Here is a 19,925-nt window from a genome sequence, read left to right on the forward strand (position 1 = left end):
ATTCCAATAGAAGGCCAACCATATGTACTTGGTATAGCACTTGTTACCTTACTGGTGTCACTGGTGCTAAGTAAATATCCATCGAGTATCGTCCCGTCTATGGTGATAGCAAGTGTGTGCACTCTGTGCACCTGCGCAACAACATATTCTTACGCACTTGCGCCATCGCATCAGCTAATCGATAAGGCTATATCAGGTAATATGACAATCCGCGTATCCGGCATTATCAAATCTTATCCCATTAGCAAAAATGGTGGTTGTGACTTCATCCTAACTACTTCTTCAGTAGTCGTATCTGGGACGACATACCAGTACCGATACCGTCTACACGCACACGTTGCCACGTCTTCGTGCCCGAATAGATTTGACGCTATCCAAACTCGCGGACACCTTCAACAAAACAACTATGCCGAACGCAGTGACGCCCAGCTACAAGCGCATGCCATAACTGTGACCTACCCGGCCAACGGCTGGAATCACTATGTTAATCGGGTACATGATGCCCTGATGGATTATGCCCATTCCACCGTTAACCATCATGATTCTCTGATACCAGGTATTGCCGTCGGAGATGATTCTCGATTGCCGTCAGATATGAAAAGAGACATGCGCAATCTCGGACTATCTCATTTGACGGCGGTATCTGGTTCACATATTTCATTAATGATCGGGCTGGTTTTGCTCGTAATAGGAAAACGTCAACCACTACTTACCGGCACTACGGCCGCGCTCGCGGTATATCTACTAACTACGCTAGTATCGCCAGAGCCGTCTGTCAGCAGAGCTGTAATAATGGGAATGCTCTTCTGCTTAGGACTTGGGCAAAGATATACGGCCAGCGCAATGCCTTTATTGTCAATTACGGTAATGGCAGTATCACTCTTACAACCAAGCCTTGTTAGAAGTCTCGGATTTCAGCTTTCCGTTGTGGCAGTAGCAGCAATCGTGATTGGAAGCGGATACATTCATTCAATTTTAAGTGCTTTAATCCCGCCGTTCCTTGCTGACGCGATCGGAATCCCATTTTTAGCCGGTGTGGCTACTGCACCGTTGCTCGTAACTATTCAAGATTCTCTATCAGTCTGGACGATACTTGCTAACGCTCTTATCGCGCCTGTGGTTGCACCACTGACAATTTTAGGTCTAGCAGGTGGCCTATTAGCGCCAATAATGCCGATAGTTGGCACTGTCCTTTTCTCCTGTGCTGGAATATGCACTTGGTGGATGAACATTGTTGTTCACATGTTTCCAAGCGTAGAATATTCGCCTATAGTCACAGTAGTAATAAACGCTGTCGCTCTGGGTATTATTATTTTTCTATTACTCAGATATCGGCCAAGCGATCAACGCAGTTTAGGCAGGGGATAACGCATGACATGGGATCAGATACGACTGGCGCCAGTGCTTCTCATACAGTCTGCCGAACCGGTATATGCCGATCGTGCGGTAGCACTTATCAAGCGGCAAGCGCGAGAAATTGACCTAAACACTGATGTGATTGAAATTGACGCAAATTCATACAGCGGAGGCTACCTCAGTGCAGTCGCTTCACCCTCCTTATTTGGCGAGCGGCGGTTAATTTTGATCCGGCAATTAGAAACTCTAACGAATGCACTGCAAGAAGACTTACTGACATATCTGCAGTTCCCGGAACCTGACGTAGTTCTCGTACTGCAGCATAATGGTGGAGCGCGTGGTAAAAAAATACTTCAAACATTAGCTAAAAACAACGTGCCAACAACTAAAATTGCGGCTGTGAAGACCCAGCGGGATAAAGTTCAGGCAGTCACTGCAGATATCCGGGCAGCTGGCCGAAAGATGACTCCAGAGGCCATCGGTGCGCTGATCGAAGCAGTCGGATCTGATGTACGGGAATTGTTAGCTGCTGTTCAACAACTGCTAGCTGATGTCGATGGTCTAATTACTGAAGAAAATATCCACACGTATTTCTCTGGACGTATCGAAGCTAAAGGATTCACCGTGGCGGACGCATTGATCGCTGGGAACGTAGGAGAAGCTGTGAAGTTAGCTCGGCACGCCCTAGCTACTGGTGCTACCCACACTGCGATATTGGGCGCTATTTCTGCAAAGTTGCGCACAATGGCACATATTCTAGGGCAACGCTCAGGAACAATTGACACCAAAGTATCTATCGTTCCATGGATGGCAGACCGAGCAAAACGAGACTTGCGTGGGTGGACGGCACCCGGTCTAGCCGCAGCAATTTCAGCGATAGCCCGGGCTGACGCAGATGTTAAAGGTGGCTCACGAGATCCTGGTTACGCACTTGAACGCGGAATTTTGGATGTGGGACGTGCACGTAAGATTCGCGCGTGAAATAAGCTGATATACATATAAACGGTGGCTGGACAAAATATGTCCAGCCACCGCTATTTCCTTGCGTTAGAACGCGAAGATACTACTTGCCGAGTTTAGCTACCTGAACGGCGAGCTTCGACTTACGGTTAGCAGCCTGGTTCTTGTGGATAATACCCTTAGAAACAGCCTTATCCAGCTTGCGGCTGGTGACCTTGAGGGCGTCGGTTGCAACTTCCACATCGCCAGTGGCGATAGCTTCGCGAGTCTTACGAACGAGCGTCTTAAGCTCGGACTTGTAAGCCTGGTTACGGACACGGCGCTTCTCGTTGGTCTTGATGCGCTTCTTTTGGGACTTGATGTTTGCCACGTGAATCTCTTTCATTTCTCGTGAATGCTGGCTGGCAGACACGAAAGGAATACGGTCGGTGAGGGATTGCCTGATCCGGACTGTAAGGCGTGGGGACACCCGTGGTTATGAATCGAGGCCGGACTCATTACCCGACCAGGTAAATAAAGTCCAAGCGTTAGTCTATCAGGTCAAGTGTTGTTCGACGACGACGATAGCGTGTAACCCATCACTTATGAGTGCAGATACTTCTTAATTTCAGCGATGACGCGGACAAAAATACGGCGCTCCAACTGGCCGCCAGTGCGGCGTACCTGATTGATATGAACGATCATAAGCCGGTTGAGTCTGACCTCTGACGGACGACGACGAGCATCCCAATTCCCGGAACCGATATCCATCCAGTATCGGCCCCAACGGGCCTCGTCTTGGGCATCACGGTCGTGATCCTTTGATGTTGTTTGGGCAAATACCACATGATCACTGCCGTGCGCGGCTACGACCAGAACCGGACGGTCTTTACCTCGCCCATCATTCTCCTCGTATGGAACCCATGTCCACACTACTTCGCCTGGATCAGGAATAGCATCCTTGACTGGATGATAAGAAAAATCTGGTTCTCCTAGAGTTGTGACGTCATAGACGATAGCTTGATCGCGCGGGCCAGGAAGCCCTAACGAAGGCGTGCTGGTCTGATCTGTTACAACACGTTTGCCAACATCAAGAAGTATCTTCGCTATCGTTCGCCACATCTTCACGATTGATCAGTCCTCTGCGTCGGCGTCGTCGTCAGCAAATAGAAGCTCAGTGAGCTCGACGTGAACGCGATTGATTGATGGAACATCTTGGAGAGTTAGCGGCTCACTTGCGGAGGTTTCCAAAATCAATGTTCCAGCGCCAACGAGACGATCTAGGATGCCCTGGTCGTAGGCAACATTTGAGATCCGGGAGAGCGGAATATCGTGGCCGGACTTCGAAAAAATTCCAGACCGGGTAATAATTCGACGATTCGTGATGGTGTAGGTAGCTGTAGACCACCGCAACCACGGAACAACCCACACAACGATAGCTGCAAAACCAGCGAATCCGATGACAACCCATGTCGACCATGGACGCAACGACGCTGGTAAAAAGTAGATCAATAACATCGCGATGATAGCGATGAATACTAGCCCGCATCCGTGCCAGAACAATGTTTTAGGATGCTCACGCATATGACGGACGACGTGTTCATCGCGTCCGAGTAATCTTTCCGGAAAAGCCATACTAGTGATTCTGCCATATCTTACGAGTATCTCTAATAATCACAGCCAGATAATGAGAGAAACAACGAACGTAAAAATTCCAACTGGAATAGCTACGATACTGAGAATCGCGCTCAGTAGAATGATACGTACGTCGTATTTTAAATAAGGGGCATTCTCAACGCCACCAGCCCCGGCAATGGCGGCTCGCTGAGCAGCTTCGATTCGCGGGAAGAAAACATTTCGTTTATGTGCAGCGGCGGCTTGGGCGTCACGTCGGCGTTGGCTAGCGCGAACGCGCGCTACTTCGTCGTCGAAGGTGTGTGTATTAGCATCAACGTAGGTCCCGTCCGGATTAATGATTGTCACGTCATCGGAACCAGCGAGCGACTGCGTCATTTTATCTATCGACGAATCAACCGCTTGCGCTAATCGAAATCGCAGTACGCCAAAAGTGGCGACCGCAACGGCAAAAATAACCGATATGATAAACGGCCACCACGAGACAACTGACTCAGCTGTGCGACCAGCAGCCCAACCCATGGCTAGCGCAAGAGCCGTGACGATGCCCGAGGCAACAACCACGATTTTGCCAGGGAAACGAACGATGCGTTCGATAATCGGAAGTAGATACTGTAACGAACCTGCGGTGATACTCATAACCTAAGTGTGCCACTTAGAGCGCAAGGTTGCTGACCGCTGGTATCGTTAAATCGACTATATGAAAAGGAGAACACGTGCCTGTATCAACTGCCGCTGAGCTCAAAGCTATCGAGCCCGCCGCCACTGATCCATCGCGGATCCGAAATTTTTGCATCATTGCGCATATCGACCATGGGAAATCGACCTTGGCTGACCGGATGTTGCAATTAACAGGTGTGGTAGCCGAACGCGATATGCGTGCGCAATACCTCGATCGCATGGATATTGAGCGCGAACGCGGTATTACGATTAAATCTCAGGCAGTGCGTATGCCATGGTCGGTTGATAAGAGTGCTTACGCGCTGAATATGATCGATACGCCGGGACACGTTGACTTTTCGTATGAGGTTTCCCGATCCCTTGCCGCATGTGAGGGTGCGATTTTGCTTGTCGACGCAGCACAAGGCATCGAGGCGCAGACGCTCGCTAACCTCTACATGGCGATGGAAAACGATCTGGTTATTATTCCAGTGTTGAACAAGATCGACTTGCCAGCTGCAAATCCAGATAAGTATGCAGCCGAGATCGGTGCACTCCTTGGCGTCGATCCGGACAGTGTGATTCGGGTATCTGGAAAAACTGGTCAAGGCGTCGATGAACTCCTCGATCGGATTGTCCTAGAAGTGCCATCGCCGGTTGGTAACCCGGATGCGCCTACGCGTGCCATGATTTTTGATTCGGTCTACGATTCATACCGTGGCGTGGTGACCTACGTTCGCGTTGTTGATGGACAACTCGAGCCGCGTCAGCGGGTATCGATGATGGCCACGAATACTACGCACGAGTTACTTGAGATTGGCGTCATATCGCCAGAGCCGATGCCATCTAAGGGCCTGGGCGTGGGTGAGGTCGGCTACCTCATCACTGGTGTGAAAGACGTTCGCCAGTCGCGTGTGGGTGATACCGTTACAGACTTGCGCAAGCCCGCCGATGAAGCATTGGCCGGATATCGCGATCCGAAACCGATGGTGTTCTCTGGTATTTACCCTATTGATGGTTCGGATTATCCAGCATTGCGTGACGCGCTAGAAAAGCTTAAGCTCAACGACGCCGCATTGACGTATGAACCAGAAAACTCGGTGGCCCTCGGTTTTGGTTTCCGATGTGGCTTCTTGGGACTGTTACATTTGGAAATTGTCCGGGAACGACTCGAACGCGAGTTTGATCTTGATCTTATTGCTACCGCGCCATCAGTTATCTACCGAGTAGTGACGGATGCTGGCGAAGAGCATATAGTGGCTAACCCGTCGGAGTTTCCTGACGGCAAGATTAAGGCGATTTATGAACCGTTGGTAGAAGCCACGATTTTGACGCCGAAGGACTATGTTGGTTCAGTCATGGAATTGTGTCAGCAACGCCGTGGAATTATGGGCGGGATGGATTACCTGTCCGAAGACCGCGTCGAGTTACACTACAAGTTGCCGTTAGCTGAGATCGTGACTGATTTCTTCGATCAGCTCAAGTCCCGGACTAAGGGTTATGCGTCCCTTGACTACAAGGAAGAGGGGGAGCAGACTGCTGATTTGGTTAAGGTCAATATCTTGCTCAACGGCGAGACAGTGGATGCTTTTTCCGCTATTGTTCACCGCGATGCCGCCTACCATTACGGTGTTGAGATGACCGCTAAGCTCAAGGCGCTGATTCCGCGTCAGCAGTTCGAAATTCCGGTGCAGGCTGCGATTGGTACGCGTGTTATTGCGCGTGAAACGATTAAGGCGTTGCGCAAGGATATGTTGGCGAAGTGCTATGGCGGTGACGTTACTCGTAAGCGTAAGTTGCTTGAGAAGCAGAAGGCCGGTAAGAAGCGAATGAAGTCGATTGGCCGAGTTGACGTTCCACAAGAAGCGTTTGTGGCAGCGTTGGCTTCAGACATGCCGGAGGCGAAGAAAAAGTGACGACGACGAACGAGCCCACTGAACGTAACAAGAACTACGGACGCATTATCTCCTTTACCCGGCGTGGATCGCGGTTAGGGGATAAGTTTGAAAAAGTTATGGCCGAATATGGCCCGCATTATGTGATTGACTATCCGGCCGGTGAAGCCCAGACGACGATTGCTGACGATGCGTTTATTGATCTGGTAGACGCCTTTGGTCGAGTTGCGCCGCTTGTGGTGGAGATCGGACCAGGCTCTGGCGAACAGCTTATTTCTCAGGCGAAGGCGCATCCGGAGCGGAATTTTCTTGCATTAGAAGCATGGGCACCTGGTGTGGCACGGTGTGTGAACGCTGCCATGCGCGAAGGTGTGGAGAACGTTCGCGTGATGGAAGCTGATGCTGCTCAGACATTGCCGATTATTTTCCGCACCGACGTTGAGGTTCCTAATCCGCGGGCTGTGGAAGTGTGGACGTTCTTTCCCGATCCGTGGCGTAAGACCCGCCATCACAAGCGCCGGATTGTTAATGATGCGTTTACTCGTACCATTGCTGGCGTGTTGGCTGACGACGGTATCTGGCGTATGGCCACCGATTGGGATAACTACGCCTGGCAGATGCGTGACGTTATTGAGCGCAGTGAATGCCTGACGAATCTGCATCCAGGGGAGAATCCTGATCCGAACGACGAAGGCGATTTCGTTGGCGGATTTGCGCCACGGTGGACCGGGCGAATCATGACCCGCTTCGAACAGCGCGGTATTGATGCCGGCCGCACAATTCATGATGTGTGTGCTACGCCGTCGTCGGAAGCACAGACTATAACATTGCCGTGATCGGGGTATCACCTAAACCAGCCCGCACACTATCGTTGTCTAACGCAGACGTTAGTGAGGGGTTTGGCGCATACGTTCATATCCCGTTTTGCCGGGTGCGTTGCGGGTACTGCGATTTCAATACCTATACCAATACTGATTTTGGTGCGGGGGCTTCGGTTAGCGATTACCATGAGTCTTTGGTTCGAGAAATCAAAAGCTCGGCACAGTACCTGACTGGCCATGAAGAAAGACCCGCATTGACGTCCATCTTTTTTGGTGGTGGTACACCAACCATGCTCAATGCGAGCCAACTCGTTGCAGTGCTAGATAAGCTGCGTGAGCAGTTCGGCGTCGTCGATGGCGCTGAAATCACAACCGAAGCTAACCCGGAAACGGTGGATCGTCAGGCCCTACAAATCTTAAAAGATGGTGGATTCACCCGCGTATCTTTCGGTATGCAAAGTGCCGTTCCGCATGTGCTGGCCACGTTAGAACGACAGCACACCCCGGGACAAGTAACCAAGGTGACGCACTGGGCACGTGAGGTCGGGTTAGAGTTTTCCGTGGACTTGATCTACGGTGCGCCAGGGGAGAGCCGAGCAGATTGGCAGGCGTCTCTTGATACCGCGATTGCACTAGAGCCTGGGCATATTTCAGCCTACGGACTAACGATTGAACCAGGTACTGCGATGGGCCGGCAGGTGCGGCGCGGTGAATTGCCAGATACTGATCCAGATGAGCAGGCGGCAAAATATGAAATGGCTGCGGCGACGTTGAGCGCAGCAGGCTATTCCTGGTATGAGGTATCGAACTGGGCTAAGCCTGGGAAGCACTCTCGGCATAATTTGGCGTATTGGCGTAATACTAACTGGTGGGGTTACGGCCCGGGTGCGCATAGCCATATCAACGGTACGCGGTTTTGGAATGTGAAACATCCAGGAGCATATGCGCAACATCTTCTGGCAGGAAATTTGCCGGTTGCTGATGTGGAGCATCTCACGGATACTGAACGGCGTGAAGAAACAATTATGCTGGGCGTGCGGCTGTCTGAAGGGATTGCTGTTCCTGAAGGGACGCAACCACGTGTGATTGCCGGCCTTATTGCTGATGAGCTTATAGACCCGGCTACTGCGCTGGGTGGGCGGATTGTATTGACTTTACGCGGGCGATTACTGGCGGATACTGTTATTCGCGCCTTGTGGTGAACTATTGCTACCATCCTTTTGTCTGACACCGCTGCAGTAAATTGTTACGGAATTCGGTACTATAAATGTAACCAAAATGGTACTATAAATGTAACCAAGAAAAGTTTGGGGATCGTCTAGTACTGAAGTGTGAGGTGAGAATGCCTGAACCGATCATAAAAAACCGGATCGCAGAGTTTCGAAAACAACAAGGACTTTCACAGCATCGGTTGGCTAAAGCAGTCGGATTAAAACGGCGCTCCATTATGGCCTACGAAAATAACACGATCAGCCCGACGCTGGAAACTGCCTACAAAATATCTGCTGTGCTCGAACAAAAATTTACTGACGTCTTTTTAGTTGAATAGGAAGCAAAAATGGGATTATTTACTACCAATAGCCGGGATATCGCGCGACAAGTCAAGGAAAGCTTTGGTGATACAGATTCATATCTAGTTGTGCTCAAACATAACTCGGTTCCTAAAGGTCTACTCAAACTTCTGTTATCCGTCATGTATTTCGTCGTGGATTCTTCGCGAGAATTCATCCTATATTTTGATGAAAAAGGTGTCCATGAAAAAGAATTTGGATTCAGCGATGGTACCCAGTTCCTGTTAATCCCGTGGCATGAAATCGACGAATTTTCTGTCGAAGAACACCGGAATAAATCAATTATTCGCCTTACTCATCTAGGTAAGGAATATAGCTACGAGGTGCACTATTCAGGGAATGTCACGATGGGCAATCAGGAGCGCTTACAAAAACTTGTTGCCAAGAGCTGGCATAAGATCAAGTAGAGTTTTGGCGGCTTCTTTACCGCGCGGTTCGATAGAACAACGAGTCACAGATTCATCGAACCTTCATTTGCACAACAGCAACGTGTTGCTATTTTGCGAATAGAAAGTCACGGGTAGCTGTTGAGGATTATGAAACGGTGTTGATGATATGCCCGTTTTCTAGATAGATTATTGCATCCACATCGGTGAGTGTTTGCGGGCGGTGGGTAATGATGATGACTGTGGTGCCTGCAGGGCGCTGGCGTAGCACGTCTTCGTAAATCGCAGCCTCGGCATTTGCGTCTACTGCAGCCGTTGGCTCATCGAGAATCCACACCGGTGCGCCCGATAGAAAGGTTCGCGCTAAGGCAAGGCGTTGCCATTGCCCGCCAGAAAGCCCACTTCCATCCCATTGCGGTCCTAATTGTGCGTTGATTCCATCTGGCAATTGCTGAATAAAATCCCAGGCACGGGCACGTATTAACGCGTCTTGGATGGCGTCATCGCTTTCCTTGCCTGCCGGATCAACAAAATCCCGCACCGTTAATTCCAGCTTGGTGAAATCTTGGAAAACCATAGATGTAGAGGCTTGTCGATCAGAGGTTGCACTCGATTGCGCATGTGGGCCATGCACGGTAACGGTGCCGGTATCTGGTTCGAGCAATCCGGCAAGCAGCTTAACCAAGGTCGTTTTTCCACAGCCATTTTCACCAAGAAATGCCACGACGCTTCCGGGCTCAATGCTCAAGTTAATGTCCTGCAAAGCTGTGGTAGTTCCAGTTGGATACGTAAAAGACCCATGCGAAACTTCGATACCTACTGGGCCAGCAATAACTTGGCCAGCTCGAGGTTTCGTCAGTAACTCAGTGAGATCTTTGTATGCCTTTATCAGCGGAACAGAAGCCATGAGCTCACCAAAAGCCGAACCAACACTGCGAGTTACCGATAGGCCAGAGAGCATTCCGAGCATTGCTGCAACGACATCGTTCACCGTCGAATCTGATCGCAGAACAATGAAAAGTGCGCTAAACATCAACGCAAACACAGCTATATTTGCCACAAACGATAGCCGTATCGATGCCTGCGGCACCCGATTCCATAACTTCGCATACTGACCATGCTGGCTATTGAGCTCTGCAGGGATACCGAAGGAGCCCGGATTTGCCGCCATCTCCGTGGACGACGGCGTGAAATCTTGGAGTTGCTCAAGGTAATCAATGCGCCGAGTGACCGGGCCAGCCTCTTGCTAAACATCGTTTTCCACATGAGCTAACTTCGAGTAAATCAGCAGGTCAGGGAGTAAAGCAGCAATAACAAGTAGTGCGGCCCACGGATTGATCGACCATAACGATGCACCCAGAAGAATCATCGCGATAATCGAACTCACAACCGTGATCGTCGAGGTGGCCTGCCAAGCCACATTGAAAGGGGTGGCCTCACGGGTAGCGCGAACCTTGCTCATGAACGCATTGTCGATGGTTTGAGCAGGGGTGAGATGCTCTACCGAGGCAGAAAATTCCGCGCCATAATGTGCACGCAAATCCATCTGCAAAATCCGGTTAATACTACTCGACAAGCTCGACGCTAACCCGAGAAGGGTGGCAGATGCTGCAATAACGAGACAAATGAAAAGCTGTGAACGCTGATTATCGAGAGCGATCTGGTCACCAGCCCAGCGTACCGACCACACCTGGAGCGAGGGGATAGCCATCATGACTAAGCATGCGAACCATGCACCAGCTGTCAGGGCAGGGAAAACTCGAAACGCATCGCGCGTAGCCCACCAGCTACTTTGAATAGCGTCGCGTAATGGGTTAATTTTCTGATCCATAAGTTATTCGATTCCTCGGCGGCACATATGCCTTAATAATGTCAACTGACAGAATTATATCGATCGATAATCATTTGTCATCGTGTTCTGACGAGAATGCCGATGTCATACGGCAGAAAGTCATCTGAGTATTTCTGCTGAAATTTACAGAAAGCCTTTTCATAATCGATTTTTTTACGTAGGATTAACTTCAACATCAGTATGAGCGATCACCGCCGATTGCTTTTCTGGACGGAAAACTGCAGGATAACGAGCTTGCGGTTACAAGGAGTTTTCAATGAAGCAAACTAAATCTCGGATGTCAAAGTCGATCGTGGCTGTTCTATCAACGGCTGTTCTCTTCTGCGCCACACTAGTTGCGATACCTGCGTATGCTGCACCAGTATCAGTTATTGTCACCGGGAATTTTTTATCTCAAAAAACAAACTGTGATAATTGGGCAAAAGAGTGTCCCGATACTGAAATGGAAAACAGTGTCGAACAACCCGAAGTCTATCAGAAGACGCTCACTGTCCCCGCAGGATCATGGGAATACAAAATCAAAGCCGATGAAAACTGGTATTCCAATGTGGGCAACAGTAATATGGCTATCTCTGTTGAAACAGATACCGAAGTCACCTTTCAGCTCGATACCCGGACCGGGCACGTTGGGTTGAAACTAGATCGCCCAGAAAAACCCTACTCATCTGACGACGATGCGCTGATTCAGACGCCTGTTCGTAACGGAACAGGTGAAAACTTCTATTTCGTGCTTACTGATCGTTTTAATAACGGAAATATCGAAAACGACAAGGCCGGCTTGGGCGATGACCGAATGAAATCCGGCTTCGATCCAACTGATAAGGCCTTCTATCACGGCGGTGACATTGCAGGGTTACGTGCAAAACTCGATTACATTCAAGATATGGGGATGACTTCTCTGTGGTTAACTCCGTCGTTCAAAAATCAGCCAGTACAAGGTACTGGTAAAGATGCAAGCGCGGGATACCACGGCTACTGGATTACGGACTTCACCCAAATTGATCCTCACCTTGGTACAAATGATGAGCTCAAAGCGCTTATTGATGACGCGCATGCCCGAGGTATCAAGGTGTATTTCGACATTATCGTCAACCATACCGCTGATCTGGTCCAATTCGAGGGATTCGAAAACAATGGAAATGTTCCATACAAGTCCATCGCGCAATTCCCATATAAAGATGCTCAAGGAAATGTTTTCGATATTACTGAACATGCTGGAAAATCAACTTTCCCGCAGTTAGATGCACATACTTCCTTCCCTTACATCCCTAAACGAGTAGGAAATATCGTTCCAGACGAACTTAGTGATGTGACGCTGTACCATAATCGTGGAAACGGGACATGGGAAAGCGGTGGAGAAGACTTCACTTTTGGAGACTTCTACACGCTCGATGACCTCATGACTGAAAATCCCAAAGTCGTTACTGCGATGACGGATATATATTCAACATGGGCCAATTTTGGTGTTGATGGATTCCGTATTGATACGGCTAAGCACGTCAATTTCCCATTCTGGAAGCAATGGACGAAGAGCATTAAAGACAATGCTACGAACGAGAAATTCTTCATGTTCGGCGAAGTCTATAACTTTGACGCGCAAGACTTAGCGCCTTACGCACGTAATACCGATATGGATGCAACCCTTGACTTTGGATGGCAAAATTCGGCATTAGACTACCTCAAAGGCGGAAGCGCACAAAGGTTAAGTGGAATATATGCGGCTGACGATCTCTACACCACACCTCATTCGGCGGCTGAAGATATGCCAACCTTCCTTGGTAATCACGATATGGGACGTATTGGTTTCCTACTCCGAGGAAAAGATAATGTTCTACAGCGCGAAATTCTTGGCCATGAGCTTATGTTCCTTACTCGTGGACAACCTGTTGTGTACTACGGAGACGAACAAGGATTTGTTGGCAGTGGGGCAGATAAAGATGCCCGTCAATCGTTATTTGCTACGAAAGTGACGGAATACCAGAATCAACAACTTGTTGATGGAACAATGCTCGGGCAGGGCGATCACTATAATCAATCAGCTCCGGTGTACACAAAAATCAAAAATGTTGCCAAGCTTCGCAAAGACTATCCTGCATTAAATGGTGGTGCGCAAGTGGAGCTGTACGCAGATCAAGGTCCGGGCATATATGCATTTGCTCGGGTAGATCGCACCGAGAAAATTGAGCATATAGTTGCGGTAAATAACACCAACGAAAACAAGACGGCTTCTTTCCCAACACTGACTAGCAACGCTCACTACGAAGCTCTTTATGGGACGCAAACCCCGGTGGATTCTTCCGATAAAGTTGAAATCACGGTTCCCGCCTTTGGCGCAGTTGTTTATCGCGCCAATAAAACAATCGATGGCGTCGATAATTCTGATATGACTCTGACACCAGAAAAACTGCAATCAGTGCAGGCAAAACCTCGCGCACTGGATGGACAGCCAACAGTGACATCTGCACTAGCTGAAGTTAAAGCAAATGTGGCTGCTCACCGTTGGACGGAAACTTCTTTCGCATGGCGTGTGATTGGTGAAGACCAATGGCATAATTTGGGAGTCGCAACGGGTGATAAACCACGTGTCTTCCATGATGTTGATGGTATCAAGCCAGGTACCCTCGTCGAATATCGCGCGGTGAGCGTTGATGCGACTGGAGAAAAAGTAGCTACTAGTTCGTATGCTTCTGTCAATTTAGATCAGAGTGAGATCGGGGCAGTAGAAGACAACCCGCTTGCTAACCGGGTCTTTATCCCAGGAACTCACAATGTCGCAATGGGTTGTTCTGGTATCTGGAAGCAGGACTGCCCACAAGCCGAACTCAAGCTTGACCCAGCATCAGGCTGGTACACGGCATCATACAATTTACCTGCGGGTGAATATGACTATAAAGTCTCGTTAAATGGTAAATGGGACGAATCGTATGGAGAAAAGGGCGGTGTACGCGGTGTTTCCTCAGTAGAAGGCGGACAAAACTCTCATTATAGTCTTGGCTCTGATCAAAAGGTGACGTTCTTCTACAACCCAGATACACACGAGTTCTATAACACCGCCCAGCGTTCTAGCTGGACATTGCCCGGTTCGTTTAACAAAGCATTAGGATGTACCGGTGGTGTTAACGGCGGCGACTGGGATCCGGCCTGTCTCGTCACTTTGATGGCAGATCCGGAAAATGACGGTGTTTTCATCTATGAAACACTCGCCATACCGGCAGGTGACTATGAGGTTAAAGCAGTTGAAAACTTCAACTGGAATAATACCAATATTGGATGCCCTGGACATCAGAACGATAACTGTCCGTTCACTGCGCAAGAAAACAAAATGACTCGTTTTACGTTGGATACGAAGAATAAGACGCTGACTATCTCTGCGGTGGATCCAACGAAATATATCGAGTACCAAACCCACTGGTTAAGCCCCGACACTTTTGCCTGGCCAACCCAACTCGGCAATGACGGTACCTGGGAGTTGTACTGGGCATCTAACGGCGGCATCAAGTTCGATGATGGTATATCCGGTTTTGAAGGGCATGTTGCTCTTACTAAAGACACGCGTGGTTTGTCCACAGAGCTGAAGAAGATGGATCCGCAGCTTCGCGATTACACTGCGTTGCATCCGGAGAAACCCATCGAGAATATCGAAAAAGTGTTAACTGGTCAGCTCGTAGTTGTTTACAAGAATCCTCGCGGGGTTCCGCTTTACGCCGGTGGCGTCCAAATACCGCGAGTTCTGGATGCACTTTATGCTGACAGTGCAGCCAAACGCTCGCAAGGAGTTTCTTTTGACGACGGCGTTCCGTCGCTCGCCCTTTGGGCGCCAACTGCGAAGACAGTAAAGTTACGGCTCTTTGACGAACCAGGGAAGAACGGCGTCGTCGAAGATAAGTTCACCGAACACACGATGACTCGTCAGGATGACGGAACGTGGACTATCACAGGCAAAGCTGAGTGGAAGAACCGTCCTTATCAGTATGACGTCGAAGTCTATGTTCCCGAAATCGCGACTGTATCAAGTCAGCCCGATCAAAAGGCCAAGGCAGAAACAATTCAGCACAACATCGTCACCGATCCTAACTCAGTGGCCTTAGCTGTCAACTCTACCCACTCGGTGATCGCTGATTTAACGGACAAGGCATTTGTACCCGAGGGCTGGCCAGGTCAGGCACCAAAGCTCGATAATTTTGCTCAGCATGCGATTTATGAATTAAATGTTCGAGATTTTTCGATTGCTGATCAGACCGTTCCTGCAGAAAAGCGCGGAACTTATGCTGCATTCGCTGAACAAAATTCAGATGGAATGAAACACCTCAAACAGCTTTCTGCAGCTGGCATGAACACGATCCATCTGTTGCCAACTAATGACATTGGTTCTATTCCAGAGTTGCGCGCTGATCAAAAAGTGCCTTCTGTGCCGGAAACGGGAGCAGACCATGCCGAACAGCAAGCAGCCGTGATGAAGGTTGCCGAAGAAGATGGCTTCAACTGGGGCTATGACCCGTATCATTACGCAGCACCTGAAGGATCATATGCCACGGCAGAAAATCAATACGGTGGCAAACGGACCATGGAGTACCGGCAGATGGTAGCCGGGCTACACCAAGCTGGCTATCAAGTAATCCTGGATCAGGTATACAACCACACGTATTCATCGGCACAGTACGATAAATCGACGTTTGATCGCGTCGTTCCAGGCTATTACTACCGTTTAGATATGAAGGGGACGACGCTGAATACGCCGTGTTGTTCCGAGGTCGCTACCGAACACAAGATGGCCGAAGACCATATGATTGACTCGATTGTTACCTGGGCGAAAGCCTATAAGGTTGACGGTTTCCGCTTCGATCTGATGGGTTTCCATTCTCGCGACACTATGGAAAAGGTTCGCAGTGCTTTGGACGAACTCACTGTTGAAAAGGACGGCATCGACGGCAAGAAGATGTACCTGTATGGTGAGGGCTGGAACTTTGGTTCGGTTGCCAATGATGCTCGCTTCAAGCAGGCCCGCCAGGGCAATCTCGATGGCACAGGAATCGGGTCATTTAATGATCGGTTGCGTGATGGCGTCCACGGCCATGGTGATAACAAGTTCGAACAAGGCTTCGGAAATGGATTAGCAACTGCGCCGAACTCGCATAGTACTGGTGATCAAGCTGCCTACGACAAACTCAAGCAAAAGACGGATCTGATCCGGCTTGGTTTGGCAGGTAACTTGCGAGACTATGAGTTCTACACGTCCGATGGAAAGTGGACGCGTGGCGACCATATCGATTACGCTGGACAGCCGGCAGGTTTTGCGTCTGAACCGTATGAATCTGTGAACTATGTCGATGCGCACGATAATGAGACGTTGTATGACTTAAACGTCTTTGGCCTTCCACAAGATACCTCGATGTCAGATCGAGTACGGATGAATACACTGTCATTGGCGACGGTGGCTTTGGGCCAGTCGCCAATGTTCTGGCACGGCGGAACTGACATTTTGCGCTCTAAATCGTTGGATCGTAATTCCTATAATTCTGGTGACTACTTCAACCAGATTGATTGGAGTTTGCAGACCAACAACTTTGGTATCGGATTGCCGCCAGAACGCGACAATAAAACACAGTGGGACAATATGGCACCATTGCTTCGGAAAACATCGCTGAAACCTGACAAAGCGGCAATGCAATCAGCGAGTGTACAAGCACAAGAACTGCTGAAGCTACGCTCCTCATCGCCATTGTTTACGTTGGGATCTGCTGATTTAATCAAAGAACGCGTGACATTCCCGGATGCTGGATCTTGGGCTGAACCGGGGATGATTATGATGCGAATTAGTGATCCACTGCCAGCAAAAGAACCTGCTCCTATTACAGCAATACGGCATCTAGTTCGGGCTGCAGGAGTAGTAAATATCCCATCTGCTATAGATATTGATCCAGAAATTTCAGATGTCCTCGTGGTCTTCAATGCCACACCAGAAACAAAGGAAAAGTTAATCAATGAATTGAAAGGAATCGATTATCAGCTCTCGGATGTGCAAGCTAATGGCGCTGATGATGTTGTTAAAGCAACGACCTGGAATAAGACCGAAGGTAAAATCTCGATTCCTGCCCGCTCGGTTGTTGTATTAGTGGATAAGCAAGAAAAGATCGCTGACACAGTTGCACCAATTGTTAGCGTCGATCCGGTCAATGTCAGTTTGAATGTTGGTGCAGCTGCTCCGTCACTTTTGGACGGTATTTCTGCCACTGACGACGTTGATGGCGTTCTTGACCCAAGCGTTATCGTGACGAAGGTGGAGAAGGTTGATAACGACGTCGTCACACTGGTTGACAAGATATCTACGGACACTCCAGCCAAATACAAAGTAACATACACGGTCCGTGATCAAGCGGGGAACGAATCACAACCAGTAACTCGTACCTATACAGTTGTCAGCCAATTACAGACAGAAGATACCGAATCTCCGGTTCTTAGTGTGCAGCCAGCTGACGTGAATCTGACCGTAGGGGATGCGCTTCCCTCCAAGGAACAGTTACTAGACGGAGTTAGTGCAACCGATAACATTGACGACGATCTAACGATCGATGCGCAGTTGCAAGCCGGTGCCACAACGGATAAACCCGGTAAGTTTACTGTGACCTACACCGTGACTGATAAGGCCGGCAATACCGTAACTGCGCAGCGTGTTTACCACGTTGTGGATCATGCGGTGGATCCCGAGCCGCAGCCAGATCCGCAACCCGATCCGCAACCCGAGCCGCAGCCAGATCCGCAACCCGATCCGCAACCCGAGCCGCAGCCGGATCCGCAGCCGCAGCCAGATCCGCAGCCCGATGCGCAACCAGGAGACCAAACTGACAACCAACCGCAGCTTCAGCCATCAGATCCAATAGTTATGCAGCATCAAGCAAGCGAACTATCACGGACTGGTGTTCAAGCTATCTGGCTAGGTCTTGTAGCTCTAGCACTACTTGGTGTGGGTATGCCAATGGCGTGGAACCGTCGAAACCGAGCCTAAGTAGGCGACTCATAACTCTGTCGAGACGGACCTAGTAAGTAGCAAATGATGTTACTGCTGGGTTCGTCTCGATTAGTAATTTCGGCGTCGTATATTCACCAATGGCATGAGACATTGAGAAAGCGAAAATTAATGGGCTATTGTGAAAGCAGCTAACTTGTTAATAGGTAGAAAGTTGTTCACATGGGCGCGTATGTAATGCCAGGAATTACTATTTTATTTTTTGCTCTTATTGTTGGTGGGATCGCTTATGTTATCTCCGGGTCTCGGCATCAAGGCGCATGGGATGATGAAGCGAAAGTCACCGCTACGATGAAGAAAAATGGTTGGAAGGTTCGCCCACAAGTCGATGATGCTACTGCTTTTTTGCTTGGTTCAGATACGCCAGGGGAGATGTGGCCAGTTGAATCGGGTGAAAACGGTGTGCAAGGCATATCTCATGGCAGTTGGAAAGCGGTAACTATCCAATCTCCTAGTGGCGATCAGCTCTATATTTCGTACGCTCTAGCTCAACGTTCTGATGGCACGGTTGCGGATTTGGCCGAAGCAATTGTTGAAAGACAGAATGGTCTTTTCGAGGTCCAGACGTCAATTGGGCGTGCGCCAGAATATCTCACTGAATCAGTACGGTCAGCGATTAACGAATGGGAATCGCCCGATAGTGTTTACTTTAACGGTGAGCACCTTGTGGCTGTTTTCCCAACGACCCACGGCCAAGCAGACATCCTCGAGCGGGTAGTGGCGTACGTGAACAAACTAGAGGCAGTGATTCAGGCACTGCCTCGGAGTGCCTGGCAGTAACCTTATTCGCACAAAATCTCGCCATACAGCACGGTAACCCCATATACGAGCACACCGTTGCGTGTGGCGAGATTTTTTACGTCAATCTACTTTCCGGCAGTAACAAAATCGATCAGTTCTTCCATTCTGCCCAAAAGAGCTGGCTCGAGATCCGTGTAGGTGTTCACCGAATCAAGGATACGCTTCCAGCCTAGTCCGATGTCTTCCGCGGTATCATGGGCCCACCCCAGCCTGGCAAGCGTTCCGATTTTAATGTCTTCACCACGCGGAACAACTGGCCACGCTTTTATCCCAATAGCGCGAGGTTTTACTGCTTGCCATACATCAACATATGGATGTCCCAAAACGAGAACGCCAGGTTTACGCATTGCAGCTTCGGCAATCCGCGATTCTTTTGATCCAGGAACAAGGTGGTCGAGAAGTACGCCGGCACGGATCTCATCCGACGGATTAAAAACATTGAGTACATCAAGCAAGTGATCGGCTCCAAAAAGTTCTTCAATCATGATGCCTTCGTAAGCCAAGTCTTCACCCCAGATTTTTGATACCAGCTCAGCATCATGTTTGCCTTCAACCCAGATACGCGAAGGCCGAGCAACTCGAGCTTTATGAGCCACATGTAAGGAGCCCGAAGCAGTTAGTGTCTTTCCGGCAACTGTACGCACATCGTCGGCGCGTCCGGCAACGAGCTTGGCTACAGGAGGTTTCAGGTCAACGGCTACGCCTTCAAACCAAAAGCCCTTTCCTAATTCAAACGAACGGCGATTTCCTCGGCGATCTTCTAGCTCCATCTGCCATTGACCGGTAATTTTCCCAACCCGGACGACTTCACCTACGTATCCGGTGGTCACATCTTCGAGGACCATCCCGACCTCCACTGGGAGCGGCCGGGCAGCTTTGCGTGTGTGCATACCAGAAGCTAAAACATCAGAGCCATAACGATCAAAAGTCATGCAAGTAGATTAAAACGTCGATAGCAAAATCAACGATCCGCCACGCCAACGAA

At 49.5% G+C, this 19,925-nt stretch carries 16 protein-coding genes; 9 read left to right on the top strand and 7 right to left on the bottom strand.

What is annotated here, in order from left to right; translation table 11 throughout:
• Nucleotides 1-201 precede the first annotated feature (201 nt).
• Together BLT51_RS06155 and holA are read left to right on the top strand one after the other, a co-directional pair.
• Nucleotides 202-1,368: a ComEC/Rec2 family competence protein gene (locus tag BLT51_RS06155; protein ID WP_157672938.1), complete on the top strand. Its 1,167-nt coding sequence runs from the start codon at nucleotides 202-204 to the stop codon at nucleotides 1,366-1,368.
• Nucleotides 1,369-1,371: 3 nt separating this feature from the next.
• The gene (gene holA / locus BLT51_RS06160; RefSeq protein ID WP_091281125.1) at nucleotides 1,372-2,337 is read left to right on the top strand and encodes a DNA polymerase III subunit delta; all 966 of its coding nucleotides are present in this window, start codon (nucleotides 1,372-1,374) and stop codon (nucleotides 2,335-2,337) included.
• Between the two features lie 82 nt (nucleotides 2,338-2,419).
• On the opposite strand, the gene rpsT is transcribed toward holA, so the two are convergent.
• The 4 genes from rpsT to BLT51_RS06180 form a co-directional block, all read right to left on the bottom strand.
• On the bottom strand, nucleotides 2,420-2,686 hold the full coding sequence (rpsT, locus tag BLT51_RS06165) for a 30S ribosomal protein S20 (RefSeq protein ID WP_091281128.1): 267 nt from the start codon (nucleotides 2,684-2,686) through the stop codon (nucleotides 2,420-2,422).
• A 212-nt stretch (nucleotides 2,687-2,898) separates the two neighbouring features.
• Nucleotides 2,899-3,417 carry a type II toxin-antitoxin system PemK/MazF family toxin gene (locus BLT51_RS06170; protein ID WP_091282639.1) on the bottom strand — a complete coding sequence of 173 codons (519 nt, stop codon included), beginning with the start codon at nucleotides 3,415-3,417 and terminating at the stop codon, nucleotides 2,899-2,901.
• Nucleotides 3,418-3,429: 12 nt separating this feature from the next.
• Entirely contained in the window at nucleotides 3,430-3,930 is a 501-nt protein-coding gene (locus BLT51_RS06175; RefSeq protein WP_091281131.1) for a PH domain-containing protein, read from the bottom strand.
• 39 nt (nucleotides 3,931-3,969) lie between these two features.
• Complete coding sequence (locus BLT51_RS06180; protein WP_091281134.1) at nucleotides 3,970-4,569, bottom strand: hypothetical protein; 600 nt, start codon at nucleotides 4,567-4,569, stop codon at nucleotides 3,970-3,972.
• Nucleotides 4,570-4,646: 77 nt separating this feature from the next.
• Here BLT51_RS06180 and lepA point away from each other — a divergent pair, with 77 nt between their 5' ends.
• The 5 genes from lepA (at nucleotide 4,647) to BLT51_RS06205 (ending at nucleotide 9,284) form a co-directional block, all read left to right on the top strand.
• Nucleotides 4,647-6,506 (top strand): translation elongation factor 4, encoded by a 1,860-nt coding sequence (gene lepA / locus BLT51_RS06185; protein WP_091281136.1) that lies wholly within the window; start codon nucleotides 4,647-4,649, stop codon nucleotides 6,504-6,506.
• Nucleotides 6,503-7,321: a tRNA (guanosine(46)-N7)-methyltransferase TrmB gene (gene trmB / locus BLT51_RS06190; RefSeq protein WP_091281138.1), complete on the top strand. Its 819-nt coding sequence runs from the start codon at nucleotides 6,503-6,505 to the stop codon at nucleotides 7,319-7,321. The genes lepA and trmB overlap by 4 nt, the downstream gene beginning before the upstream one ends.
• Nucleotides 7,318-8,508, top strand: a complete 1,191-nt coding sequence (gene hemW / locus BLT51_RS06195; protein WP_091281140.1) for a radical SAM family heme chaperone HemW — start codon at nucleotides 7,318-7,320, stop codon at nucleotides 8,506-8,508. The genes trmB and hemW overlap by 4 nt, the downstream gene beginning before the upstream one ends.
• A gap of 140 nt (nucleotides 8,509-8,648) precedes the next feature.
• Complete coding sequence (locus BLT51_RS06200; RefSeq protein WP_091281143.1) at nucleotides 8,649-8,855, top strand: helix-turn-helix transcriptional regulator; 207 nt, start codon at nucleotides 8,649-8,651, stop codon at nucleotides 8,853-8,855.
• A gap of 9 nt (nucleotides 8,856-8,864) precedes the next feature.
• Entirely contained in the window at nucleotides 8,865-9,284 is a 420-nt protein-coding gene (locus BLT51_RS06205) for a hypothetical protein (protein ID WP_091281145.1), read from the top strand.
• 127 nt (nucleotides 9,285-9,411) lie between these two features.
• On the opposite strand, the gene BLT51_RS06210 is transcribed toward BLT51_RS06205, so the two are convergent.
• Both BLT51_RS06210 and BLT51_RS06215 read right to left on the bottom strand, forming a co-directional pair.
• Nucleotides 9,412-10,434 (bottom strand): ATP-binding cassette domain-containing protein, encoded by a 1,023-nt coding sequence (locus BLT51_RS06210; RefSeq protein WP_091281147.1) that lies wholly within the window; start codon nucleotides 10,432-10,434, stop codon nucleotides 9,412-9,414.
• A 75-nt stretch (nucleotides 10,435-10,509) separates the two neighbouring features.
• Nucleotides 10,510-11,094 (bottom strand): hypothetical protein, encoded by a 585-nt coding sequence (locus tag BLT51_RS06215; protein ID WP_091281149.1) that lies wholly within the window; start codon nucleotides 11,092-11,094, stop codon nucleotides 10,510-10,512.
• A 277-nt stretch (nucleotides 11,095-11,371) separates the two neighbouring features.
• On the opposite strand from BLT51_RS06215, the gene pulA reads away from it, so the two are divergent.
• Together pulA and BLT51_RS06225 are read left to right on the top strand one after the other, a co-directional pair.
• Entirely contained in the window at nucleotides 11,372-18,118 is a 6,747-nt protein-coding gene (gene pulA / locus BLT51_RS06220) for a pullulanase-type alpha-1,6-glucosidase (protein ID WP_197672572.1), read from the top strand.
• Nucleotides 18,119-18,301: 183 nt separating this feature from the next.
• Entirely contained in the window at nucleotides 18,302-18,919 is a 618-nt protein-coding gene (locus BLT51_RS06225) for a hypothetical protein (protein WP_091281152.1), read from the top strand.
• Nucleotides 18,920-19,005: 86 nt separating this feature from the next.
• Here the strand turns inward: BLT51_RS06225 and BLT51_RS06230 are convergent, their stop codons facing one another.
• Nucleotides 19,006-19,872 (bottom strand): DUF3097 family protein, encoded by an 867-nt coding sequence (locus BLT51_RS06230; protein WP_091281155.1) that lies wholly within the window; start codon nucleotides 19,870-19,872, stop codon nucleotides 19,006-19,008.
• Nucleotides 19,873-19,925 lie beyond the last annotated feature (53 nt).

It is taken from the genome of Arcanobacterium phocae (assembly GCF_900105865.1).
GTDB classification, from domain to species: Bacteria; Actinomycetota; Actinomycetes; order Actinomycetales; family Actinomycetaceae; genus Arcanobacterium; species Arcanobacterium phocae.

Bases quoted from the DNA above. Each gene is read 5' to 3' on its own strand.
- BLT51_RS06155 (WP_157672938.1), top strand. From the start codon at position 202: ATGACAATCCGCGTATCCGGCATTATCAAATCTTATCCCATTAGCAAA.
- holA (WP_091281125.1), top strand. From the start codon at position 1,372: ATGACATGGGATCAGATACGACTGGCGCCAGTGCTTCTCATACAGTCT.
- BLT51_RS06170 (WP_091282639.1), bottom strand. From the start codon at position 3,417: ATGTGGCGAACGATAGCGAAGATACTTCTTGATGTTGGCAAACGTGTT.
- BLT51_RS06175 (WP_091281131.1), bottom strand. From the start codon at position 3,930: ATGGCTTTTCCGGAAAGATTACTCGGACGCGATGAACACGTCGTCCGT.
- BLT51_RS06180 (WP_091281134.1), bottom strand. From the start codon at position 4,569: ATGAGTATCACCGCAGGTTCGTTACAGTATCTACTTCCGATTATCGAA.
- BLT51_RS06200 (WP_091281143.1), top strand. From the start codon at position 8,649: ATGCCTGAACCGATCATAAAAAACCGGATCGCAGAGTTTCGAAAACAA.
- BLT51_RS06205 (WP_091281145.1), top strand. From the start codon at position 8,865: ATGGGATTATTTACTACCAATAGCCGGGATATCGCGCGACAAGTCAAG.
- BLT51_RS06210 (WP_091281147.1), bottom strand. From the start codon at position 10,434: ATGGCGGCAAATCCGGGCTCCTTCGGTATCCCTGCAGAGCTCAATAGC.
- BLT51_RS06215 (WP_091281149.1), bottom strand. From the start codon at position 11,094: ATGGATCAGAAAATTAACCCATTACGCGACGCTATTCAAAGTAGCTGG.
- pulA (WP_197672572.1), top strand. From the start codon at position 11,372: ATGAAGCAAACTAAATCTCGGATGTCAAAGTCGATCGTGGCTGTTCTA.
- BLT51_RS06225 (WP_091281152.1), top strand. From the start codon at position 18,302: ATGGGCGCGTATGTAATGCCAGGAATTACTATTTTATTTTTTGCTCTT.
- BLT51_RS06230 (WP_091281155.1), bottom strand. From the start codon at position 19,872: ATGACTTTTGATCGTTATGGCTCTGATGTTTTAGCTTCTGGTATGCAC.